The 19882-nt window shown below is 55.3% G+C and carries 20 protein-coding genes; 12 read left to right on the plus strand and 8 right to left on the minus strand.

The features are described 5' to 3' along the window. Window position 1: 1 nt before the first annotated feature. From hycC to hycA, 3 genes are all read right to left on the minus strand, one after another. Window positions 2-1816, minus strand: a complete 1815-nt coding sequence (hycC, locus tag ACOTX1_RS05925; RefSeq protein WP_022651743.1) for a formate hydrogenlyase subunit 3 — start codon at window positions 1814-1816, stop codon at window positions 2-4. Continuing rightward, the gene (locus ACOTX1_RS05930) at window positions 1813-2421 is read right to left on the minus strand and encodes a 4Fe-4S dicluster domain-containing protein (RefSeq protein WP_017692772.1); all 609 of its coding nucleotides are present in this window, start codon (window positions 2419-2421) and stop codon (window positions 1813-1815) included. The genes hycC and ACOTX1_RS05930 overlap by 4 nt, the downstream gene beginning before the upstream one ends. Before the next feature lie 73 nt (window positions 2422-2494). Continuing rightward, window positions 2495-2959 (minus strand): formate hydrogenlyase regulator HycA, encoded by a 465-nt coding sequence (gene hycA / locus ACOTX1_RS05935; RefSeq protein WP_022651744.1) that lies wholly within the window; start codon window positions 2957-2959, stop codon window positions 2495-2497. A 210-nt stretch (window positions 2960-3169) separates the two neighbouring features. On the opposite strand from hycA, the gene hypA reads away from it, so the two are divergent. The 10 genes from hypA to ACOTX1_RS05985 all read left to right on the plus strand — a co-directional run bounded on the left by hypA (window position 3170) and on the right by ACOTX1_RS05985 (window position 13099). Next, the gene (hypA, locus tag ACOTX1_RS05940; RefSeq protein WP_023314724.1) at window positions 3170-3520 is read left to right on the plus strand and encodes a hydrogenase maturation nickel metallochaperone HypA; all 351 of its coding nucleotides are present in this window, start codon (window positions 3170-3172) and stop codon (window positions 3518-3520) included. A gap of 3 nt (window positions 3521-3523) precedes the next feature. Further along, window positions 3524-4387 carry a hydrogenase nickel incorporation protein HypB gene (hypB, locus tag ACOTX1_RS05945; protein ID WP_023314725.1) on the plus strand — a complete coding sequence of 288 codons (864 nt, stop codon included), beginning with the start codon at window positions 3524-3526 and terminating at the stop codon, window positions 4385-4387. After that, a complete protein-coding gene (locus ACOTX1_RS05950; protein ID WP_003862132.1) occupies window positions 4378-4650 on the plus strand; it encodes a HypC/HybG/HupF family hydrogenase formation chaperone in 273 nt (90 codons plus the stop codon). The genes hypB and ACOTX1_RS05950 overlap by 10 nt, the downstream gene beginning before the upstream one ends. 3 nt (window positions 4651-4653) lie before the next feature. Then, window positions 4654-5775: a hydrogenase formation protein HypD gene (gene hypD, locus ACOTX1_RS05955; protein ID WP_023314726.1), complete on the plus strand. Its 1122-nt coding sequence runs from the start codon at window positions 4654-4656 to the stop codon at window positions 5773-5775. Next, on the plus strand, window positions 5772-6782 hold the full coding sequence (gene hypE, locus ACOTX1_RS05960; protein ID WP_126497803.1) for a hydrogenase expression/formation protein HypE: 1011 nt from the start codon (window positions 5772-5774) through the stop codon (window positions 6780-6782). The genes hypD and hypE overlap by 4 nt, the downstream gene beginning before the upstream one ends. A 62-nt stretch (window positions 6783-6844) precedes the next feature. Further along, entirely contained in the window at window positions 6845-8917 is a 2073-nt protein-coding gene (flhA, locus tag ACOTX1_RS05965) for a formate hydrogenlyase transcriptional activator FlhA (RefSeq protein ID WP_421766819.1), read from the plus strand. A 149-nt stretch (window positions 8918-9066) separates the two neighbouring features. After that, complete coding sequence (locus ACOTX1_RS05970) at window positions 9067-10065, plus strand: ABC transporter substrate-binding protein (protein WP_023314728.1); 999 nt, start codon at window positions 9067-9069, stop codon at window positions 10063-10065. Further along, window positions 10065-11102, plus strand: a complete 1038-nt coding sequence (locus ACOTX1_RS05975; protein ID WP_022651750.1) for a FecCD family ABC transporter permease — start codon at window positions 10065-10067, stop codon at window positions 11100-11102. The genes ACOTX1_RS05970 and ACOTX1_RS05975 overlap by 1 nt, the downstream gene beginning before the upstream one ends. Further along, the gene (locus ACOTX1_RS05980; RefSeq protein WP_023314729.1) at window positions 11102-11863 is read left to right on the plus strand and encodes an ABC transporter ATP-binding protein; all 762 of its coding nucleotides are present in this window, start codon (window positions 11102-11104) and stop codon (window positions 11861-11863) included. Before ACOTX1_RS05975 ends, ACOTX1_RS05980 begins: the two co-directional genes overlap by 1 nt. A gap of 15 nt (window positions 11864-11878) precedes the next feature. Beyond that, window positions 11879-13099 carry an MDR family MFS transporter gene (locus tag ACOTX1_RS05985; RefSeq protein ID WP_421766820.1) on the plus strand — a complete coding sequence of 407 codons (1221 nt, stop codon included), beginning with the start codon at window positions 11879-11881 and terminating at the stop codon, window positions 13097-13099. Between the two features lie 5 nt (window positions 13100-13104). On the opposite strand, the gene ACOTX1_RS05990 is transcribed toward ACOTX1_RS05985, so the two are convergent. After that, window positions 13105-13449: a nitrous oxide-stimulated promoter family protein gene (locus ACOTX1_RS05990; protein ID WP_023314731.1), complete on the minus strand. Its 345-nt coding sequence runs from the start codon at window positions 13447-13449 to the stop codon at window positions 13105-13107. Between the two features lie 174 nt (window positions 13450-13623). Here ACOTX1_RS05990 and ACOTX1_RS05995 point away from each other — a divergent pair, with 174 nt between their 5' ends. Further along, complete coding sequence (locus ACOTX1_RS05995) at window positions 13624-13887, plus strand: SymE family type I addiction module toxin (RefSeq protein WP_023314732.1); 264 nt, start codon at window positions 13624-13626, stop codon at window positions 13885-13887. Here the strand turns inward: ACOTX1_RS05995 and ACOTX1_RS06000 are convergent. Both ACOTX1_RS06000 and ACOTX1_RS06005 read right to left on the minus strand, forming a co-directional pair. Then, complete coding sequence (locus tag ACOTX1_RS06000; protein ID WP_023314733.1) at window positions 13872-14354, minus strand: hypothetical protein; 483 nt, start codon at window positions 14352-14354, stop codon at window positions 13872-13874. The genes ACOTX1_RS05995 and ACOTX1_RS06000 overlap by 16 nt on opposite strands. After that, a complete protein-coding gene (locus ACOTX1_RS06005; protein ID WP_023314734.1) occupies window positions 14354-15178 on the minus strand; it encodes a winged helix-turn-helix domain-containing protein in 825 nt (274 codons plus the stop codon). Before ACOTX1_RS06005 ends, ACOTX1_RS06000 begins: the two co-directional genes overlap by 1 nt. Window positions 15179-15894: 716 nt before the next feature. On the opposite strand from ACOTX1_RS06005, the gene ACOTX1_RS06010 reads away from it, so the two are divergent. After that, the gene (locus tag ACOTX1_RS06010) at window positions 15895-16512 is read left to right on the plus strand and encodes a Fic/DOC family protein (RefSeq protein ID WP_034167216.1); all 618 of its coding nucleotides are present in this window, start codon (window positions 15895-15897) and stop codon (window positions 16510-16512) included. On the opposite strand, the gene ACOTX1_RS06015 is transcribed toward ACOTX1_RS06010, so the two are convergent. After that, window positions 16509-16679 (minus strand): hypothetical protein, encoded by a 171-nt coding sequence (locus ACOTX1_RS06015; protein WP_000069461.1) that lies wholly within the window; start codon window positions 16677-16679, stop codon window positions 16509-16511. The genes ACOTX1_RS06010 and ACOTX1_RS06015 overlap by 4 nt on opposite strands. A gap of 98 nt (window positions 16680-16777) precedes the next feature. After that, complete coding sequence (locus ACOTX1_RS06020; protein ID WP_063255734.1) at window positions 16778-19882, minus strand: type I restriction endonuclease subunit R; 3105 nt, start codon at window positions 19880-19882, stop codon at window positions 16778-16780.

Raw genomic sequence — 19882 nt, forward strand, 5'->3', positions numbered from 1 at the left:
GTCAGGCTCCTCGTGAAATGACAATCACCACCAGCACCGCCAGCTCGATCAGCGCCAGGCGGCGGAACAGTACGGGCACGGCGGCCCCCTGCCAGCCCGGCACCCAACCCACCGGGTTCAGCCAGTGGCGCAGCTTCAGCACGGCGGCAAAGTTCTCTTTCACCGGCATGGCGAAACCGTGGGCGGTGATGACCATCGACTGCTCGTGTTCGTAGCCGCAGGCCCACGCCGCGCCGCGCGAGCGGGAGGCGAGACGGTCGCGTCTGAAGAACAGCATCAGCACGAACGGCAGGAGCGGCGCGGCAATCAGCAGCAGCGCCATCATCGGCTGGGAAACGACGGTATGCGCCGTGACCAGCGGCAGCGGAATAGCGTGGCCCAGCAGCGGCAGCAGCCACGGCGCGGCAACCCCGCCCGCGATGCAGCACAGCGCCAGCGCGACCACGCTGGTGGTCATCAGTACCGGGGCGCAGCAGGCGTTTTCCGCTTCTCGGGTGCGCGGCGCGCCCAGGAAGGTGACACCGTAAACTTTAGCCATACACATCACCGCCAGCGCCCCGGTGATCGCCAGGCCCACCGCCAGCAGCGGGCCGAGTAAACGCCCGATAAACGCCTCGCTCTGGCCGAGGGCGAAGAAGGATTGATAAATCACCCACTCGCCGGCAAAGCCGTTCAGCGGCGGCAGCGCAGCCATCGCCATCAGCCCGACCAGCATCGCCAGCGAAATGACGGGCATTTTTTTGCCAATCCCGCCGAGCTTCTCAATATCGCGGTGCCCGGTGCGGAACCAGACGCTGCCCGCGCCGAGGAACAGGGTGCTTTTAAACAGGCTGTGGTTGATAAGGTGATACAGACCGCCAATAAACCCGGCGGCAATCAGCGCCGGCTGGTTGAGCGCCAGCCCGGTGACGCCTGCGCCCATGCCGAGCAGGATAATCCCGATGTTCTCCAGGGTGTGGTACGCCAGCAGACGCTGGATGTTGTGCTCCATCAGCGCGTAGAGGCCACCGACGAACGCGGTGATCATCCCCGCAATCAGCAACGCCACGCCCCACCACAGCGGCGGCTGATTGCCCGTCAGGGTTATCGTCAGGATGCCGAACAGACCGACCTTCATCACCACGGTGGAGAACAGCGCAGCGGCCGGGGCTGAGGCATTGGCATGCGCCTGCGGCACCCAGCCGTGCAGCGGGATTATCCCGGCCAGCAGGCCAAAACCGACTACGCCCAACAGCCAGACGTCGTTGCCCAGCGGCTGGCCGTTAAGCGCGGCGAAATCCAGCGTGCCAAAACGCTGCCACACCAGCCAGCAGGCCAGCGCCAGCAGCAGCGTGCCGAGACGTCCGAGCGCAAACCACAGCTTGCCGGAGGCGCTGCATCCGGTCAGGAACACGCCGCACAGGGCCATGATTTCAGCCATCACCACCAGTGCGCCGAAGTTGCTGGCGACAACGGTACAGACCGCGGCGGCCATCAACAGGTTAACCAGCAGGCCGTTGGCTTTGGTGTGCTGATGGCGGTGCCAGTCGATATTAAACAGGCTGATAAACAGCCCGCACAGGCCAAAGGTTATCAGCCAGATGGCGTTCAGCGGCGTAAGCTCAACGGCGTGGTGAATCAGCGGGATGAGGGTGTCGACGGATTGCCCGTCGATCAGGACAACCCCGCCCGCCGCCAGCGTCATCAGGCTGCCGACCGCCCCGCCGATACCGGCAATCACGCCGCTCAGCGTTTTATGGAAGGCGAGGAGCAGCGCCAGGACAGCGGCGGCGGCAAACCAGGCCACGCCGCTGGTCATCATAACTATCGCGTTCATTTCGCCCCCTCGTTAAGCGCCCGCAGCAGCGAAAGATCGCCGACGTCGGTATTGATGGTCAGCTCGCGCTTGCGTTTGCTGGTGCGAGCGATGTCGCGGATGTTGACCAGGACCAGCGCCCGGGTCGGGCAGGTCCGCACGCAGGCCGGACCCTGCTCATCGAAGCTGCACAGGTCGCACTTCACCGCAACGGCGCGAATGCCCGGCACCCAGTCCAGCAGCGTGCTCACGCGTGCCGGAGCCGGCGGCGCAGGCGGCGCTTTCGGGGTATTGGCATTCGCCGGAATATGCAGCGGACGGCTGCCGGAAAACTCAATGGCGCCGAACGGACAGGCGATGCCGCACAGCTTGCAGCTCACGCACAGGCTTTCGTTCAGCTGTACCGCGCCGTCAACGCGGGTGATGGCATTGACAGGACAAACGCCCGCGCACGGGGCGTCTTCACAGTGGTGACAGAGCTGCGGGGCAGACTCTTTCTCATTACGCATGACGCGCAGGCGCGGCATGGACTGTAGCCCGTGCAGGCGGTGCGTTTCCGAGCACGCCGCCTCACAGGTCCGACAGCCAATACAGACCGTCGAGTCAGCAATTACAAAACGGTTCACCGGGTCATCCTCTGGTGATGGTCATTTTTGACGAAAAAAAACTGTCTTATCGACACTTCTCGACACTCGCTTTTCAGGCCACGTTCGCGGAGGATTTTCCGTCGATCAGCTGTTTCAGGTTGATCGGCTGATCGTGCTCAACGGCGGCGTAGAGGCCGTTATAAACCGGCGCTATTTTCTCCAGATAGTGCTCCAGCACCTGCTGGCGATCGCGGTTGCTGACGTGACCGTCCACCATGCCGTCGGCCATCAGTTGAGCTTTCGCAATACACTGTTTTTCACCCTCTTTTGTCTCAACGTAATACTCAATGGTGTGGCTGTTGAAGCTCTCCGCCAGGGTGACAAAAATCGTGAAGTGACCAAACAACACAAAGCGCATGTCCCCCTGCGCCGCGCAGCTCATGGCATGGTGCAGACGGGCTTTTGACAGGGTGATCCCCTGAATCAGAGAGTTGCAGTAGAGGTGCCACTGATCCTGAAGCTGCTGATGACGTTGCGCGATGTAATCCGCTTTTTCGCTAATTTCCCAAATAGTCATAAAAGGTATCCGGTTAATGGAGTTAGCGGCTGTTAAGCAGTTTTCGTGCCAGTTTTTAATCTGTTGATTTAAATATCTTTTAACAAGATACGTACTGTCACCGCCGCGGTGTCGACGTGTCATTTCGACAGCGTTGACATCGTCACGCCGTAACGCAAATCAAGCTGGCACTGTTATTGCATTGAAGGGGCAATTCATTAAGGAGGCGTCATGCACGAAATCACCCTCTGCCAGCGGGCACTGGAACTTATCGAACAGCAGGCTGTGCAGAACCATGCGAAGCGCGTGACCGGCGTCTGGCTGAAGGTCGGGGCGTTTTCCTGCGTCGAGACCAGCGCCCTCACCTTCTGTTTTGAGCTGGTGTGCCGCGGCACGCTGGCGGAAGGTTGCGCACTGCATATCGAGGAGCAGCAGGCAGAGTGCTGGTGCGAACAGTGTCAGGAGTACGTCACGCTGTTGTCATCGAAGGTAAAGCGCTGTCCGCAGTGCCAGAGCAGCGGGCTGCGCATCGTGGCGGATGACGGTATGCAGATCCAACGCCTCGAAATCGAGAAGGAGTAAAGTATGTGTAGTACCTGCGGTTGCGCTGAAGGCAACCTGTATATCGAAGGGGATGAACACCGCCCCCACTCCGCGTTTCGCTCCGCGCCCTTTTCCCCTGCCCCGCGTCCCGCGGCGGCACTGACCGGCATCACCTTCGCGCCGCAGCGTTCCGACGCGGGTGACCTGCATTACGGCCGCGGCGAAGCGGGCACCCACGCGCCGGGCATCAGCCAGCGCCAGATGCTGGAGGTGGAGATTAACGTGCTGGATAAAAACAACCAGCTCGCCGTCCGCAATCGCGCCCGCTTTGCCGCGCGCGAACAGCTGGTGCTGAACCTGGTCTCCAGCCCCGGCTCCGGTAAAACCACGCTGCTGACCGAAACCCTCAAACGGCTGAATAAACGTGTCTCCTGCGCCGTTATCGAAGGTGACCAGCAAACGGTAAACGACGCCGCGCGCATCCGCGAAACCGGTACGCCTGCGATTCAGGTCAACACCGGGAAAGGGTGCCATCTGGACGCGCAGATGATTGCCGACGCCGCCCCGCGCCTGCCGCTGGCGAACAACGGCATCCTGTTCATTGAAAACGTCGGCAACCTGGTCTGCCCGGCAAGCTTCGACCTCGGCGAGCGGCATAAAGTGGCGGTACTCTCCGTGACCGAAGGGGAAGACAAGCCGCTGAAGTATCCGCATATGTTTGCCGCCGCCTCCCTCATGCTGCTGAACAAAGTCGACCTGCTGCCGTACCTGAATTTCGACGTGAATAAGTGCCTGGCTTACGCCCGCGAAGTGAATCCGGACATTGAGATCCTGCTGGTTTCCGCCACGCGCGGCGACGGGATGGACGCCTGGCTGAACTGGCTGGAGAACGAACGATGTGCATAGGCGTCCCCGGACAAATTCATTCCATCGACGGCAATCAGGCCAAAGTGGAGGTCTGCGGCATCCTGCGCGATGTCGACCTGACGCTGGTAGGCAGCCACGATGAGACCGGCGCATCGCGTCTCGGCCAGTGGGTGCTGGTCCACGTAGGTTTTGCCATGAGCGTGATTAATGAGGAAGAAGCCCGCGACACGCTGGACGCGCTACAGAATATGTTTGACGTCGAGCCGGACGTGGGCGCCCTGCTGTATGGGGAGGAACGATAACACATGCGTTACGTTGATGAATATCGCGCGCCTGAGCAGGTGTTGCAGCTTATCGATCGCCTGAATTCCCGCGCGTCGCTGCTGGACTACACGAAAGAAAAACCGCTGCGGATCATGGAGGTGTGCGGCGGACACACCCACGCCATCTTTAAATTTGGCCTCGACCAGCTGCTGCCGGAGAACATCGAATTTATCCACGGCCCCGGCTGCCCGGTGTGCGTGCTGCCGATGGGGCGCATCGACAGCTGTCTCGACATCGCCAGCCGCCCCGGTGTGATTTTTTGTACCTTTGGCGACGCCATGCGTGTACCGGGAAAAAATGGCTCGCTGCTCCAGGCGAAGGCGCGCGGCGCGGACGTGCGGATCGTCTACTCACCGATGGATGCCCTGACGCTGGCGATGGCTAATCCTGAGCGTAAGGTCGTCTTTTTCGGGCTGGGTTTTGAAACCACCATGCCCGCCACCGCCATTACCCTCCAGCAGGCGAAAGCCCGCAACGTCACAAACTTTTACTTTTTCTGCCAGCACATCACGCTTATTCCCACGCTGCGCAGCCTGCTGGAAGCGCCGGATAACGGTATCGACGCGTTTCTGGCGCCGGGCCACGTCAGCATGGTGATCGGCACAGAAGCCTACGGTTTTATCGCTGAACAGTACAATCGTCCGTTAGTGGTGGCTGGTTTCGAGCCACTTGATCTACTGCAAGGCGTGACCCTGCTGGTTGAGCAGAAAATAGCGGCCCTGAGTGCGGTGGAAAATCAGTATCGCCGCGTGGTGCCCGATGCAGGTAACAGACGGGCACAGCAGGCCATAGCCGACGTGTTTAGCGTCGAAGGCGACAGCGAGTGGCGCGGACTGGGGCTGATTGCCGAATCCGGCGTAAACCTGACGCCCGCGTATCGCGCCTTCGACGCCGAAGCGCATTTCCGACCGCAGCCGCAGCAGGTGTGCGACGATCCCCGCGCCCGCTGTGGCGACGTACTCACCGGAAAATGCAAACCTCATCACTGCCCGTTATTTGGCAACGCCTGTAACCCGCAAACCGCGTTTGGCGCGCTGATGGTCTCTTCAGAAGGGGCATGCGCCGCGTGGTATCACTATCGCAACCAGGAGTGTGAAGCATGAACACGGTGGAAATGGCGCACGGAAGCGGTGGACAGGCGATGCAGCAGCTGATTAACCGGCTGTTTATGGACGCCTTTAACAATCCCTGGCTCGCCGAGCAGGAAGATCAGGCGCGCATTGCGCTCTCAACCCTCACCGCACACGGTGACAGGCTGGCGTTCTCTACCGACAGCTACGTGATTGACCCGCTGTTCTTCCCGGGCGGCGATATCGGCAAGCTCGCCGTCTGCGGCACGGCAAACGACGTCGCCGTCAGCGGGGCGATCCCCCGCTACCTCTCCTGCGGGTTTATCCTCGAAGAAGGGTTACCGATGGAAGCGCTCACGGCGGTGGTCAAGAGCATGGCGCACACCGCCCGCGAGGCGGGGATCGCCATCGTCACCGGGGATACCAAGGTGGTGCAGCGCGGCGCGGCGGATAAGCTTTTTATCAACACCGCCGGGATGGGGGCGATCCCCGCCGATATTCACTGGGGCGCTCAACAGCTTTGCGCAGGCGACGTGCTGATTGTCAGCGGCACGCTGGGCTGCCACGGGGCAACCATCCTGAACCTGCGCGAAGGCCTGGGGCTGGACGGGGAACTGCGCAGTGACTGCGCGGTACTCACGCCGCTGATCCAGACGCTGCGCGACATGCCGGGCGTAAAAGCCCTGCGCGACGCCACGCGAGGCGGCGTGAATGCCGTGGTGCACGAATTTGCCGCAAGCAGCGGCTGCGGAATTGAGCTGACCGAGCGCGGCCTGCCTGTCAAAGGCGCCGTGCGCGGGCTATGCGAGCTATTAGGGCTAGACCCGCTTAACTTTGCCAACGAGGGCAAGCTGCTGATCGGCGTGGAGCGCCAGGCTGCCGAAGCCGTACTTGCACAGCTGCGCGCGCATCCATTAGGGAAAGACGCGGCCATCATCGGCGACGTGGTTGAGCGCAAAGGGGTGCGCCTGACCGGGCTTTACGGCGTGAAGCGTACGCTGGATCTGCCGCACGCTGAACCGTTACCCCGAATTTGCTAGACCGCGCCAAAAGCGGTCAGCGCTGAATTTCTCTTTTTGCCAGTTTCTATTGGAAAGCAACAATGCCGTATACACCGATGAGCGATCTTGGACAGCAGGGCCTGTTTGACATCACGCGCACACTTTTACAACAGCCCGACCTCGGCGCACTGAGCGATGCCCTGACGCGGCTGGTCAGGCAATCTGCGCTGGCGGACAGCGCCGCCATTGTGCTCTGGCATAGCGCAACCCACCGCGCGAGCTATTTCTCAACGCGTGATAACGGCAAAATCTTCGAATATGAAGATGAAACGTTTCTTGCCCACGGCCCGGTGCGGCGTATTCTCTCCCGCCCGGAAGCGCTGCACTGCAATTTTGACCAGTTTCGCCAGGCCTGGCCGAAGCTGGCAGAGAGCAACCTTTACCACCCTTTCGGCCACTACAGCATGCTGCCGCTGGCGGTGGAAGGGCAAATTTTTGGCGGCTGCGAGTTTATCCGCGATACCGACCAGCCCTGGAGCGAGGCGGAGTACGAACGCCTGCACACCTTTACCCAGATTGTGGCCGTTGTCGCGGAGCAGATCCAAAGCCGCGTCACCAATAACGTGGACTACGACCTGCTGAGCCGCGAGCGCGATAACTTCCGCATTCTGGTTGCCATCACCAACGCCGTGCTCTCCCGCCTGGACATGGATGAGCTGGTCAGCGAAGTATCAAAAGAGATCCATCACTATTTTAAAATCGATGCCATCAGCATTGCGCTACGCGGCAACCGGAAAGGCAAGCTGAACATCTACTCCACCCACTACCTTGATGAAGCTAACCCGGCGCACGAGCAGAGCGAAGTGGACGAAGCGGGAACGCTGTCCGAGCGGATATTTAAAAGCAAAGAGATCCTGCTGCTCAATCTCAATGAACAGGATCCGGTAGCCCCCTACGAGCGGATGCTCTTCAACACCTGGGGCAACAAGATCCAGACCCTGTGCCTGCTGCCGCTGATGTCCGGCAACACCATGCTCGGCGTGCTCAAACTGGCGCAGTGCGATGAAGCCGTATTTACCACCGCCAACCTGAAGCTGCTGCGCCAGATCGCCGAGCGCATCTCCATCGCGCTGGATAACGCCCTCGCCTATCAGGAGATCCACCGCCTGAAGGAGCGGCTGGTGGACGAAAACCTGGCGCTGACCGAGCAGCTCAACAACGTGGACAGCGAGTTTGGCGAAATCATCGGGCGCAGCGATGCCATGTACAGCGTGCTCAAGCAGGTGGAGATGGTGGCGCAAAGCGACAGCACGGTGCTGATCCTCGGTGAAACCGGTACCGGGAAAGAGCTGATTGCCCGGGCGATCCACAACCTGAGCAACCGCAACAGCCGCCGGATGGTGAAGATGAACTGCGCGGCGATGCCTGCTGGCTTACTGGAAAGCGACCTGTTCGGCCACGAGCGCGGTGCCTTTACCGGCGCCAGCAGCCAGCGGCTGGGCCGTTTTGAGCTGGCGGATAAAAGCTCTTTGTTCCTCGACGAAGTGGGCGATATGCCGCTGGAGCTCCAGCCCAAGCTGCTGCGCGTGCTGCAGGAGCAGGAGTTTGAGCGCCTCGGCAGCAACAAGCTGATCCAGACCGACGTGCGTCTGATTGCCGCCACCAACCGCGATCTGAAAAAAATGGTCGCAGACCGTGAGTTCAGAAGCGATCTCTACTATCGCCTGAACGTGTTCCCGATCTGCCTGCCGCCGCTGCGCGAGCGCCCGGAAGATATTCCGCTGCTGGTGAAAGCCTTTACCGCGAAGATTGCCCGCCGGATGGGGCGAAATATCGACAGTATTCCTGCCGAAACGCTACGCACACTCTCGGCGATGGAGTGGCCGGGGAACGTGCGCGAGCTGGAAAACGTCATTGAACGCGCGGTCCTGTTGACGCGCGGGAACGTGCTCCAGCTCTCCCTGCCAGAGGTTACTCCTTCTGAAACGACCGTGACCGCAACCGAGCTTGCGAAAGAGGGAGAAGATGAATATCAGCTCATTATGCGAGTGCTGAAGGAGACCAACGGCGTGGTAGCCGGACCGAAAGGTGCGGCGCAACGGCTGGGGCTGAAGCGTACCACCCTGCTCTCGCGCATGAAGCGTCTGGGAATCGATAAAGAGAGCCTGAATTAACCCGTCATTCCGGCGCCGTATATGGCGCCGCCTTTCATCACTCTGCGTAATTGTCCCACATTGACACAATATATTTTCCTCTGTATAAAATTCCGCCTTAATAATGCGTTTCATTTGCATCAAAATAATTTTAATGAAGGTAGCGTTTAATGAAAAAGGTTCTCTGCGCGTTAGGCATGGCGGTTGCATCAATGAGTACAGCTCTGGCTACCACGTACCCGCTCACGATAGAAAACTGCGGGTATAAAGAAACCTTCACCAAAGCGCCGGAACGCGTTGTGGCCCTGGGGCAGAATACCGTCGAGATCCTGCTTCTGCTGGGTCTGGAAGATAAGGTGAAAGCCAGCGCGTTCTGGCCGACCAAAGTATTGCCGCAGCTGGCTGAGCAGAATGCAAAAATCAAAACCCTGACGGTCGAAATTCCGACACTTGAATCCATTCTTGCGCAAAACCCTAATTTTGTTCCTGCACAGCTGCCGCTGCTGCTCGGACCGGAAAGTAAGGTCGCAAAACGCGAAGACCTGGCCACCGTTGGGGTAAACAGCTATTTATCTCCGGGCATGTGCGCCACCAAAAAAGCCGCAGGGGACATGTACGGCAGCCGCCAGACGCTGTGGGACATGACCTACCTTTATCAAGAGATTGAGGATTTCGCCAAAATTTTCAACGTGGAAGCGCGCGGTCAGGCCGTTATCGCCGACTTCAAAAAACGTGAAGCCGACCTGCGCCAGGAGTTTGGCAAAAACAACAAAGACCTCTCCTTTGTTTTCTGGTTCTCAAGCTCCTCACCTTCGGCTGATGCCTATGTCGGCGGCAAAAACAGCGCCTCTGGCTTTATTGCTAACGTGCTGGGCGGCCATAACGCCATTACCTCTGAGACCGAATGGCCGACCGTAGGCTGGGAAAGTATTATTGCCGCTAATCCGGACGTGATTGTGGTCTCCAGCCTGGATCGTAACCGCTGGGCGCTGGACAACGCCGAAGAAAAAATCAAATTCCTGAAAAGCGATCCAGCCGTCAGCCAGATGGAGGCGGTGAAGAAGGGTCATATTGTGGTGATGGACGGCCAGGCCATGAACCCGACGATTCGCACGCTTTACGGTGCTGAGCAGGTCGGCGAACAGCTCAGAAAACTGGGACTGGACTGATGACCACCGCCGTACTTCAGATGCGGCAGGGGGTGCTCCTGACCACGTCATGCCTGCTCGCCTTCGTGCTGTTGTTTCTGGTGATCGCCCTTGGCGTCAGCATCGGTGAGTTGTCTATCCCGCTCAATAACGTGTTCTACGCCATCAGCAATAAGCTGGGGCTGACTGACGTTCCGCTCAACCGCATCTACGAGAGCGTCATCTGGGACTTTCGCCTCAGCCGCGCGCTGGTGGCGGCCTGCTGCGGAGCCGGGTTGGCCATCTGCGGGGCCGTATTGCAGAGCCTTTTGAAGAATGCGCTGGCGGAACCTTACGTGCTCGGCGTGTCGGCGGGAGCGTCAACCGGGGCGGTGTCAGTCGTCGTATTGGGTCTCGGCACCGGCGCAGTGTCGCTTTCTGCGGGCGCGTTTGCCGGAGCCTTCGCCGCCTTTGCCTTCGTCGCCTTCCTGACCAACGGCGCGCGCGGCGGCAATGAACGCACGATCCTGGCGGGCGTAGCGGCCTCTCAGCTGTTTAACGCCATTACCGCCTATACCATCAGCACCTCTGCCAGCGCGCAACAGGCGCGCGACGTGATGTTCTGGCTGCTGGGCAGCTTTAGCGGCGTACGCTGGCCGGAATTCCAGCTGGCGCTGGTAGTGGTACTGGCGGGGCTGGCCGTCTGTCTTTATTATTCCCGTGCGCTGGACGCCTTTACGTTCGGTGATGATGCCGCCGCCTCGTTGGGCATTGCCGTGCCCTGGGTGCGCCTGGCCTTGTTTACCACCACCGCCCTGATCACCGCGACCATCGTCAGCATGGCGGGCTCTATTGGTTTTGTCGGGCTGGTCGTGCCGCACGTTATGCGTTTCCTGTTCGGGCCGCTGCACCGCACGCTGCTGATAGCCAGCGCGCTGGCGGGGGCGATCCTGATGGTGCTGGCCGACATCGCCTCGCGGATGCTGATTGCTCCGCAAAGCCTGCCGGTTGGCGTCGTTACCGCACTGGTGGGCGTACCGTTCTTCGCCGTGATTATCTACCGCTCAAGGAATAAGTAATGAGCATCTGCGCCGAGAAAATCACCTGGAAGGTAGGTAAAAAGATCATTGTGAATCATGTTTCGCTGACGGTTTCCCGGGGCGAAACGGTGGGCCTGCTTGGCCCTAACGGCTGCGGTAAATCCTCGCTGTTGCGCATACTGGCAGGTCTGCGCCGCCCGGATGCCGGGTGCGTGACGCTGGACGGACAGGACATTGCCCGCATTGCCAAAAAGCAGCTGGCGCGGCGCGTGGCGTTTGTTGAACAGCACGGAATGACCGACGCCAATATGCGCGTGCGTGACGTCGTCAAACTGGGGCGAATTCCGCACCATTCTCCCTTCTCAAACTGGAGCGCGCAGGATGACGAAACCGTCACCGCCGCCCTGCAACGCGTGGATATGCTGGATCGCAGCGAACAGGGCTGGCTGAGCTTATCCGGCGGCGAGCGTCAGCGGGTACATATCGCCCGCGCGCTGGCGCAAGCGCCAACCGAAATTCTGCTGGATGAACCGACCAACCACCTGGACATTCATCATCAGATGCAGCTCATGCAGCTTATCAGTGAGCTGCCGGTAACCAGCATCGTCGCCATTCACGATCTTAACCACGCATCCATGTTCTGCGATTCGCTGATTGTGATGCAGCAAGGGCAGATTGTGGCGACCGGAACGCCGCAGGAAATCTTATCCGAGGAGCTGCTCTGGGACGTCTTCAGGGTGAAAACCAGAATCGAGATCTCGCCGTACCACGGCAAAAAACACATCCATTTTATCGTGTAGGGGTGAGTTAAAACGATGCCTCTTCGCACTGCCAACACCCTCTGGCCGCCCGTTCTGCTGGGCAGCCAGTTTGTGTTTAATATCGGCTTTTACGCGGTCGTCCCCTTCCTGGCGATCTTCTTACGTGACGATATGCTGCTCTCCGGCGGGCTGATTGGGCTGGTGCTTGGGCTGCGCACCTTTTCCCAGCAGGGGATGTTTATTGTTGGCGGCGCGCTTTCAGACCGGTTTGGCGCGAAGAGCGTGATCCTCAGCGGCTGCATCGTCCGCGTGGTGGGTTATTTACTGCTGGCCTTTGGGCAATCCCTGTGGCCCGTCATTCTGGGGGCCTGTCTGACGGGCGTTGGCGGCGCGCTGTTCTCACCGTCGATAGAGGCCCTGCTGGCAAAAGCGGGAACGCAAAGTGAGGCAAAGGGTAAACGCAGCCGCGCGGAGTGGTTTGCGCTGTTTGCGGTGTGCGGTGAACTTGGCGCCGTTCTTGGCCCGGTGATGGGGGCCCTGCTGACGGGGCTGGGCTTTCGTCAGGTTGCGCTCGCAGGCGCAGGGATATTTATCGTTGCGCTGGTGGTGCTATTTTTCTGCCTGCCTGCGGCACATCACAGCACGAAGCCGCTGAAAATTCTGCCCTTGTGGACGACGTTCCGTCAGCCGCGTTTCGTCGCCTTTATCATTGCCTACAGTTCATGGCTGTTAAGCTATAACCAGCTCTATCTGGCGCTGCCGGTGGAGATCCAACGCGCCGGCGGGAACGAAAAAGATCTGGGGCCGCTGTTTATGCTGGCCTCGGTGCTGATTATTGTTCTGCAGCTGCCCCTTGCCCGTTTCGCCCGAAACGTCGGCGCGGTCCGGATCTTACCGGTGGGCTTTTTGCTGCTTTCCGCCTCGTTTGCAAGCGTGGCGCTCTTTGCCGCGACGGAGCCGCCGGAGGGCTGGCTGCGCCTGCTGCCCTCTGCAAGCCTTGTCACGCTGCTGACGCTCGGACAAATGCTGCTGGTGCCGTCGGCTAAAGATTTGATCCCGCGCTTTGCCGAGGAGTCAACGCTTGGAGCGCACTATGGCGCACTCTCAACCGCCGGCGGCATCGCGGTGCTGGTGGGGAATTTAGGTTTAGGCAGCCTGCTGGACAAGGCGCTGGTGCCCTCGACGGAGGCCATTTACCCGTGGCTGCTGCTGGCGGTGTTTCCACTGTGCAGCGCGGTCGCGCTGAGCGTGATTTGCCGCCCGCTGCGGCGCTGAAGCGCCTATTTTTTAGGTCGATACTTTTCAGGCAGTTCCGGAACCGGACGGCGATCGTCAATAAGGTGGCGAAGAGTCAGAATCGGATGACGCCATAGCATTCGTGGCCCCGCCCAGCGCATCACCTGCTTCATCTCCTCACGTCTGGCGGGCTGATAGCAGTGCACCGGGCACTGTTTGCAGGCGGGTTTTTCCTCACCAAAGACGCATTTATCCAGGCGCTTATCCGCGTAGGCATTCAGCGCCTGATAATGGCCCTCATCCTTTACCGCCTGCGGACAGTTTTTTTCATACAGGGCGATCATTTTCGCGATCGTCTCTTTTTCGCGCGCAATGCGTTTCCCCGCCATTTTCATCCCCCCTCAATAACACGCATTCAGAATACCATTTTAAAAAAGGGATTTCAGTCGTTGCATTCTGTTTTCTGAAGGCGCCTTCCAGTCTTCGCTCTTTCCTGACGCGTTTTTACTGTTATTTTATACAGGCAGTCTGAACACACGTTGCCAACAGTTACCGGAGGATCTATGCAAGGAATGGCTATCACCAAACCGTATCGTCACTTAAAAGTGGGTTATTTCAGAAAGCGTCATGAAGATCGTAAAACCAAGATCCCAACGCGTTACAGCGTACACGCAGCCCTGAATCTGAAAGGGGACTGGCTCGAAAAAGCAGGCTTTTTAACCCATTCGCAGGTTCGGGTGGAGGTCGGGCCGGGTAAAATAATTATCGAACTCATTAAAGAGCCGGATGATGGACATCCCGGCCATGTCGTTCAGCGAGAGCAGTAAAAAATAGGGCGTTTTCCGACAGAAAACATAAACCCACGGGGCCCCTGCTGCGTAATGGAATAATTCAGGTTTTTCTTCGGATACAGAAAGAAGTCAGGGAGAATTTCATTCATAATCTCATTTGGTGCGGTTTGCTGACCATTAATGTCATGTATATTTACCGATGTAAAATGGAATGAGTCTTTATTTTCTGTCCATACATAGGAGACATCTCTGCGGATAACGCCAGCAAGTTTATCATTTTTATAATAGGCTCCGCTTAGCGCAATGACGCCAGTCTGCTTCTTCATCGTGTACATGAAGTCCATCGTCAGGTTAGCGCGAATATCCTCATGATAGACGACGATTGACGCTGAACAGGCCTCCGTATTTTCACTGTTTTGCTGGTGTAGACGGTATAGCCATGCGGCCAGTGCGCCAGCGAGGAAGAATACCAGAAACAACAGAACGGTTGCCTTTTTGGTCATCAGAGATGTCCTCTAAAATAGAGCGAAATACATCCGGCATTTGCTTTTATTTCAAAGGGTTCTCTGCAAGCAAGAACGGAAAGCGCCGGAGCATGGCTGGATGAGGGAAAATAGACCCACGGATATTTTTTACAATCAAGCCCCGTGTCTAAAATGATTTTTATAAATCGCCTGAAGTTGCCGACGCCACGAATATCATCGTTTTGCGAGGAAAAATGACAGCCGTTCTGTGTAAGAGTAATTGGATAATCCCTGAAAAAATCTTTTTCCGGGTTATCATGTAAAAGGTATTGAAACGCAAAGAAACCGGCACAAAACGCGATTATCATTAAAGCTGTCGGGAAAATATACTGGCGTAATTGACGCTGTTTTTTCCTCCCACCCGGCATTACGGGAATATTTTCGACAGGTTTATCCTTTGTATCAACCGGAGAGGTTTCCACTCCCGTCGCTGTCGCTTTTTTTCCGTCATCAACACAGTCCGTGTCAACGCGGGTTACCCTGACATTTTTCTCTATCTGGAATCCTTTTCTCGGCACCGTCGCCACCAGCGTATCGTCCGTCTCTCCTGTGGTCCGGAGCCCGCGTCGAATTATAGAGATATTCTGATAAAGCGTATTTGCCGGAACCAGCATGCCGTCCTCGCCCCAGGCTTTATCAAAGAAGTATTTCTGCGTAACGACTTCTGGAAATGATTCTAAAAGAAGGTTCAGACAACGGCTGGCAGGGGTTGTCAGAATTACATTTAAGTCAGGACGGGTCAACGAAATCAGCAAATTCCTCTCTGGACAAAATTTAATTTTATCGTTAATTATCCAGAACATATGCCGCTCGCTTACGATAAACAGAATAGTTAACTGCCGGGGTGAAGTGTAATTATACTCTGCGGTCAACCCTTGTCAAAGCAGGCGGTTATCACTTTTTCCTTCCGCATTTACCTGTTCCGACAGAACATTAATGCCGCGGATAAGGACCAGATTTACAGTCAATCGCAATATTTAATAGTCGGGCCTCTTTTTAAAGTATATTCACCCGCGGGATGAACGTAATAACGAGTAACGGACGCTAAATGCGATGTATGCGTGGATTAACGCTGTACAGCGCGACAGCACCTTGAGTGCCGGATTAGCTACAAGGATGGAATGAGGTACGCATTTTACAGAAAGAGCCCTTTCCTGCTGTTTTCCTGCCATACAGACTTCGTTATCATGGTCGCCATACATCGATGAATGAAACGCAGGATTCATGAGTTCCAATGAGCGGATATGTAACCAGACAACAAAAAAATACAACTCATTGAAATTTAAGAACATGGACACCAGGATTTTATGAGCACACTTGAGAATTTTGACGCCCACACGCCAATGATGCATTGGTGTGTTAATGCTGATTATTAAAGATAATTTTCCACCAGAAAATAAAAACCATATTTCAACCTACATTTATGTAACTATCTGATTTTAAGAATATTGTTTGCTGTACTCATCCAGCGTTATACTCCCTCTGTTTTCCCATCCATCTAATAACACAGGGCATCCCCATGAGCCGATACCATGTATCCAGCAGTGAAGGCCAGTATGAGAAAGACTCTGGCGAGCAGGTTTTGGCTAATAAGCTGGGGATCGCTACTTCTGATGAGATGGATGAGGTTGAACTTGTCCTGTTAGAACAACTCTACCAGTCTGTTTTTGAAGAACAGTTCCCGGAAGGACAACTCAGCGTAGCCCTGCTAAAAAGCTGGCATCGCCGCTGGTTAGGTAACATCTACGAGTGGGCTGGACAAGAAAGAGCGGTTAATATCAGCAAAGGCGGCTTTATGTTTGCCCCCTCAGCACAGTTGCCAAAACTGCTGAACGAGTTCGACACGAAGTATCTGACTCAATACACGCCGTGTAGCGGCATGGACGAAGAACAACTCATCACCGCTATCGCCATAACCCATGTCGAGCTGATACTCATCCATCCATTCAGAGAAGGAAACGGGCGTTTGTCGCGACTATTAGCCGACGTTATGGCCGTTCAGGGAGGATACAAACCGCTGGATTATAAAAGCTGGGAGCAAAACAAAACCCAGTATATCTCGGCTATCCATGCGGGCGTATCAATGGACTACGAGCCGATGAGACACTGGGTCAGAGAAGCATTAAGAAGGGGCTAAACCGCAAGACGTAAATGAGCAAATTTTTTGCGTGTAGCTTCAAGGGAAGCTTCGATCTTCGCGGAGGACTGCCCTGTTTCAACAGCCGTAGATGTTGCTACTGAGCGAACGATGTCAGCACGAGACGGCTTAGCATAGCTTGCCTGAGTTTTTTTGTTGTTGCTCATAATTACTCCTGAAAAGCAAAATCTGGGCTGAAAACATCATCTAAGCATTATACCAAACTTTCTGCGCGAATTCACATTAAGCCCCGTCAAAGACTCACTCATCGGCCAAGCCCTTTAAGTAATACATCAAGTATGAAACGATTGGCTAAACGGGCAACATCCTTATCAGACAGGTAAGCAACTGAATGTTTCTCAAACGCCCCCATGCTTTCGATGACAGCATTCTGTACGGCCTGAGGATAATCCCCAAGCATGATTTGCTCGATATCGTTATGGCGAAGTTGATCCATCACAGAATCATTTTCGGAAACTTTAGCCGCCACGCCATCAAGCCATACCAGCTTGTCAGCATCAGTCGTTTCTTCGCCAAACAACTCATTTAGCTGTTCCAGAATGTGCGATAATAGATCTTTCGGCCTTTCAGCAATTGAGCCACCGACGCTGGTGATCCCTTTAAGTCCTTCTCCCCCTTCTTGTAATTTCAGATCCTGGGTGCGCTTTTCCCACAGTTTATAGTGTGTTAGCTGTACCTGACTGATATCAAGATCGTCATCAAGCCGCTCCTCTCTTAACAACGGCAGCAAGTGGCGAGCAAAGACATTTAAGCGTTCCAGTTCTTCATCTGCCAGATCGACAATTTGCGAAGCAAACTCGTAAAAACGGATAAAGCTATTCATATCTTTTTTGAACGTATCCAGCACGTCCTTCGCTTCACGAGCTTGCTTAACACTACGTTCGCAGTTTACTCGCCAAGTTTCATCGCCGCTTTTCTTTGCATCTTCGAGTGTCGATAACGCCCCTCGTAATACATCCATCGCGGAGCGGTAACGATGAGTAAAACGATCTACCGCTGGTTTACAATACCCCGTTAGCGCTTCAGGACCACGTTTCGGGTCAAAATAAGCATCAGAAAAATTAATCACTTCATGCCATTGCCATATATGCTGTTCATTCAGCTTATGGAAAATGGCATAAACAAGGTTGGGATCGGATACCTGCACCAGTTCGGCATTCTGATAATACTCTTTAAAATCAGTCAGAATATCCTGAGGATCATTAACAAAATCAAGAACAAATGTGCTGCTTTTCCCCGGATACGTACGATTAAGACGGGATAGTGTCTGAATACAATCCACGCCCTTGAGTTTTTTATCAACGTACATGGCGACCAGTTTGGGCTGGTCAAAGCCTGTCTGGAATTTATTAGCGACCAGCATCACCTGATAATCATCAGTATCGAATGCTTTACGCATATCCCGACCTTGCAGGCCTGGGTTCATCGAGTTTTCCGTGTAGCTTTCGCCCTCATCGACAACTTCACCTGAGAACGCCACCATTGCTGTTAAACGTTTATAGCCTTTTTCTCGCACATAGCTATCAAACGCCTGCTTATATTTTACTGCTTCGAGGCGACTGCTGGTTACTACCATCGCTTTCGCTTCGTGATTTAGTAAATGAGCAACATGCTCACGGAAATGTTCAATGATGACCTGTGATTTCTGGGCAATATTGTGAGGGTGTAAGCGAACCCACTTGCTCAACTGCGTTTTGGCTTTTTTGCGGTCGACTTCTTTATCTTCGGCATCATGTGCCAGACGATAAGCCTGCCCATAGCTGGTGTAATTTTTCAGAACATCCAGAATAAACTCTTCTTCGATCGCCTGTCGCATTGAATACAGATGAAATGGCTTCGGTTTATTGTCATTCGCCAAAGGCATTTCGGGATGAGGTGGTCTACCAAACAGCTCTAACGTCTTGGCTTTAGGCGTGGCAGTAAAGGCAAAATAGCTTATATCAGAGGAACCTCTGCGAGCCTCAAGCGTCGCATTGATAACATCCTGACCATCCATTTCTTCTTCATCTATTTTTTCCGCCATCAGCACTTCGCGAAGCTGTCGAGCAGTCGTTCCCGTCTGACTTGAGTGTGCTTCATCAGCGATAACAGCAAAGCTTCGTCCTTTCAGACCAGTACTTTCCTGAATAGCTTTGAGCACATGCGGGAAAGTCTGGATCGTCACGATGATAATTGCCGTACCAGACGATAAAGCCTCGGTTAGTTGCGAAGACTTACTACCCGACTCACGGCTGATTTTACAAACCACACCATCCTGATGTTCAAACTGGTAAATCGTGTCCTGCAATTGACCATCCAACACAGTGCGGTCTGTAATAACGATTACCGAATTAAAAAACTTGTTACCATCCGGGCGGTACAATGACGCTAACTGATGGGATAACCAAGCTATTGAGTTGGATTTACCGGAACCAGCGCTATGCTGAATAAGGTACTTTTGCCCTGTTCCCTCCACGCGAACGGCATTCAGCAATGACTGAACAGCGACCCATTGGTGGTAACGCGGGAAAATCAGGGTTTCCTTGATTTCCTGATGACCAAGCGCATCATCAACGCGCTTTTGCTCCAGATGTAAGTAGCGCCCCAAAATACGCAGCCAGTTATCCGGTTGCAGGATTTCCTGCCATAGATAGGCTGTCGCATACCCCTCTAATGGTTGATCGTTACCCGCCCCGCCTTCTGCGGTTCCCCGGTTAAAAGGCAGGAAAAAGGTTTTCTTTCCATCCAGTTTGGTGGTCATCGCCACCTCATACTGATTGACCGCAAAATGGACCAGCGCACCGCGTTTGAAGGTCAACAGTGGTTCTGGTTTATTTCCGGTTTTTGGCTGGCGGTCATTGATATACTGTAGTTTTGCCGCATCAAGCGATTGTTTAAACGCCGATTTCAGTTCAAGTGTGGCGACAGGCAACCCATTCAGGAACAATGTCAAATCAATGCGGCCATCATAACCATTGGGCGAATAAATCAGTTCAGGTACTACTCGTAAACGGTTAGCGCAATAGCGGACCAGCAAGTCTGGATTAAGGTCATGATCGGGTTTAAAGGTGCAAAGCTGAAAACGAGCACCGCGATCCGCTAAGGTATGTCTCAGCGTCCACAAGGTTCCTTTAGCCGAAAGATGTCTCTCAACCGCGTTGAGAAAATGTACATCTGTATCTTTTGGATAAATTCCGCAAAACTTGTCCCAGACTTCCGGCTGGGTTTCCTGTACATAAGCAAGCGCATCTTCTGGATAAATCGCCCTTTCACGATCATAGCCGGATGAGCTTCCAAATAACCAACCACTGGATGATAGTTGCTCAATAATGTGATTCTGGAATAATAGTTCTGCGGATTTAGATACCAT

Source organism: Enterobacter cloacae complex sp. IR5401, from assembly GCF_049238425.1.
Classification (GTDB): domain Bacteria; phylum Pseudomonadota; class Gammaproteobacteria; order Enterobacterales; family Enterobacteriaceae; genus Enterobacter; species Enterobacter hormaechei_C.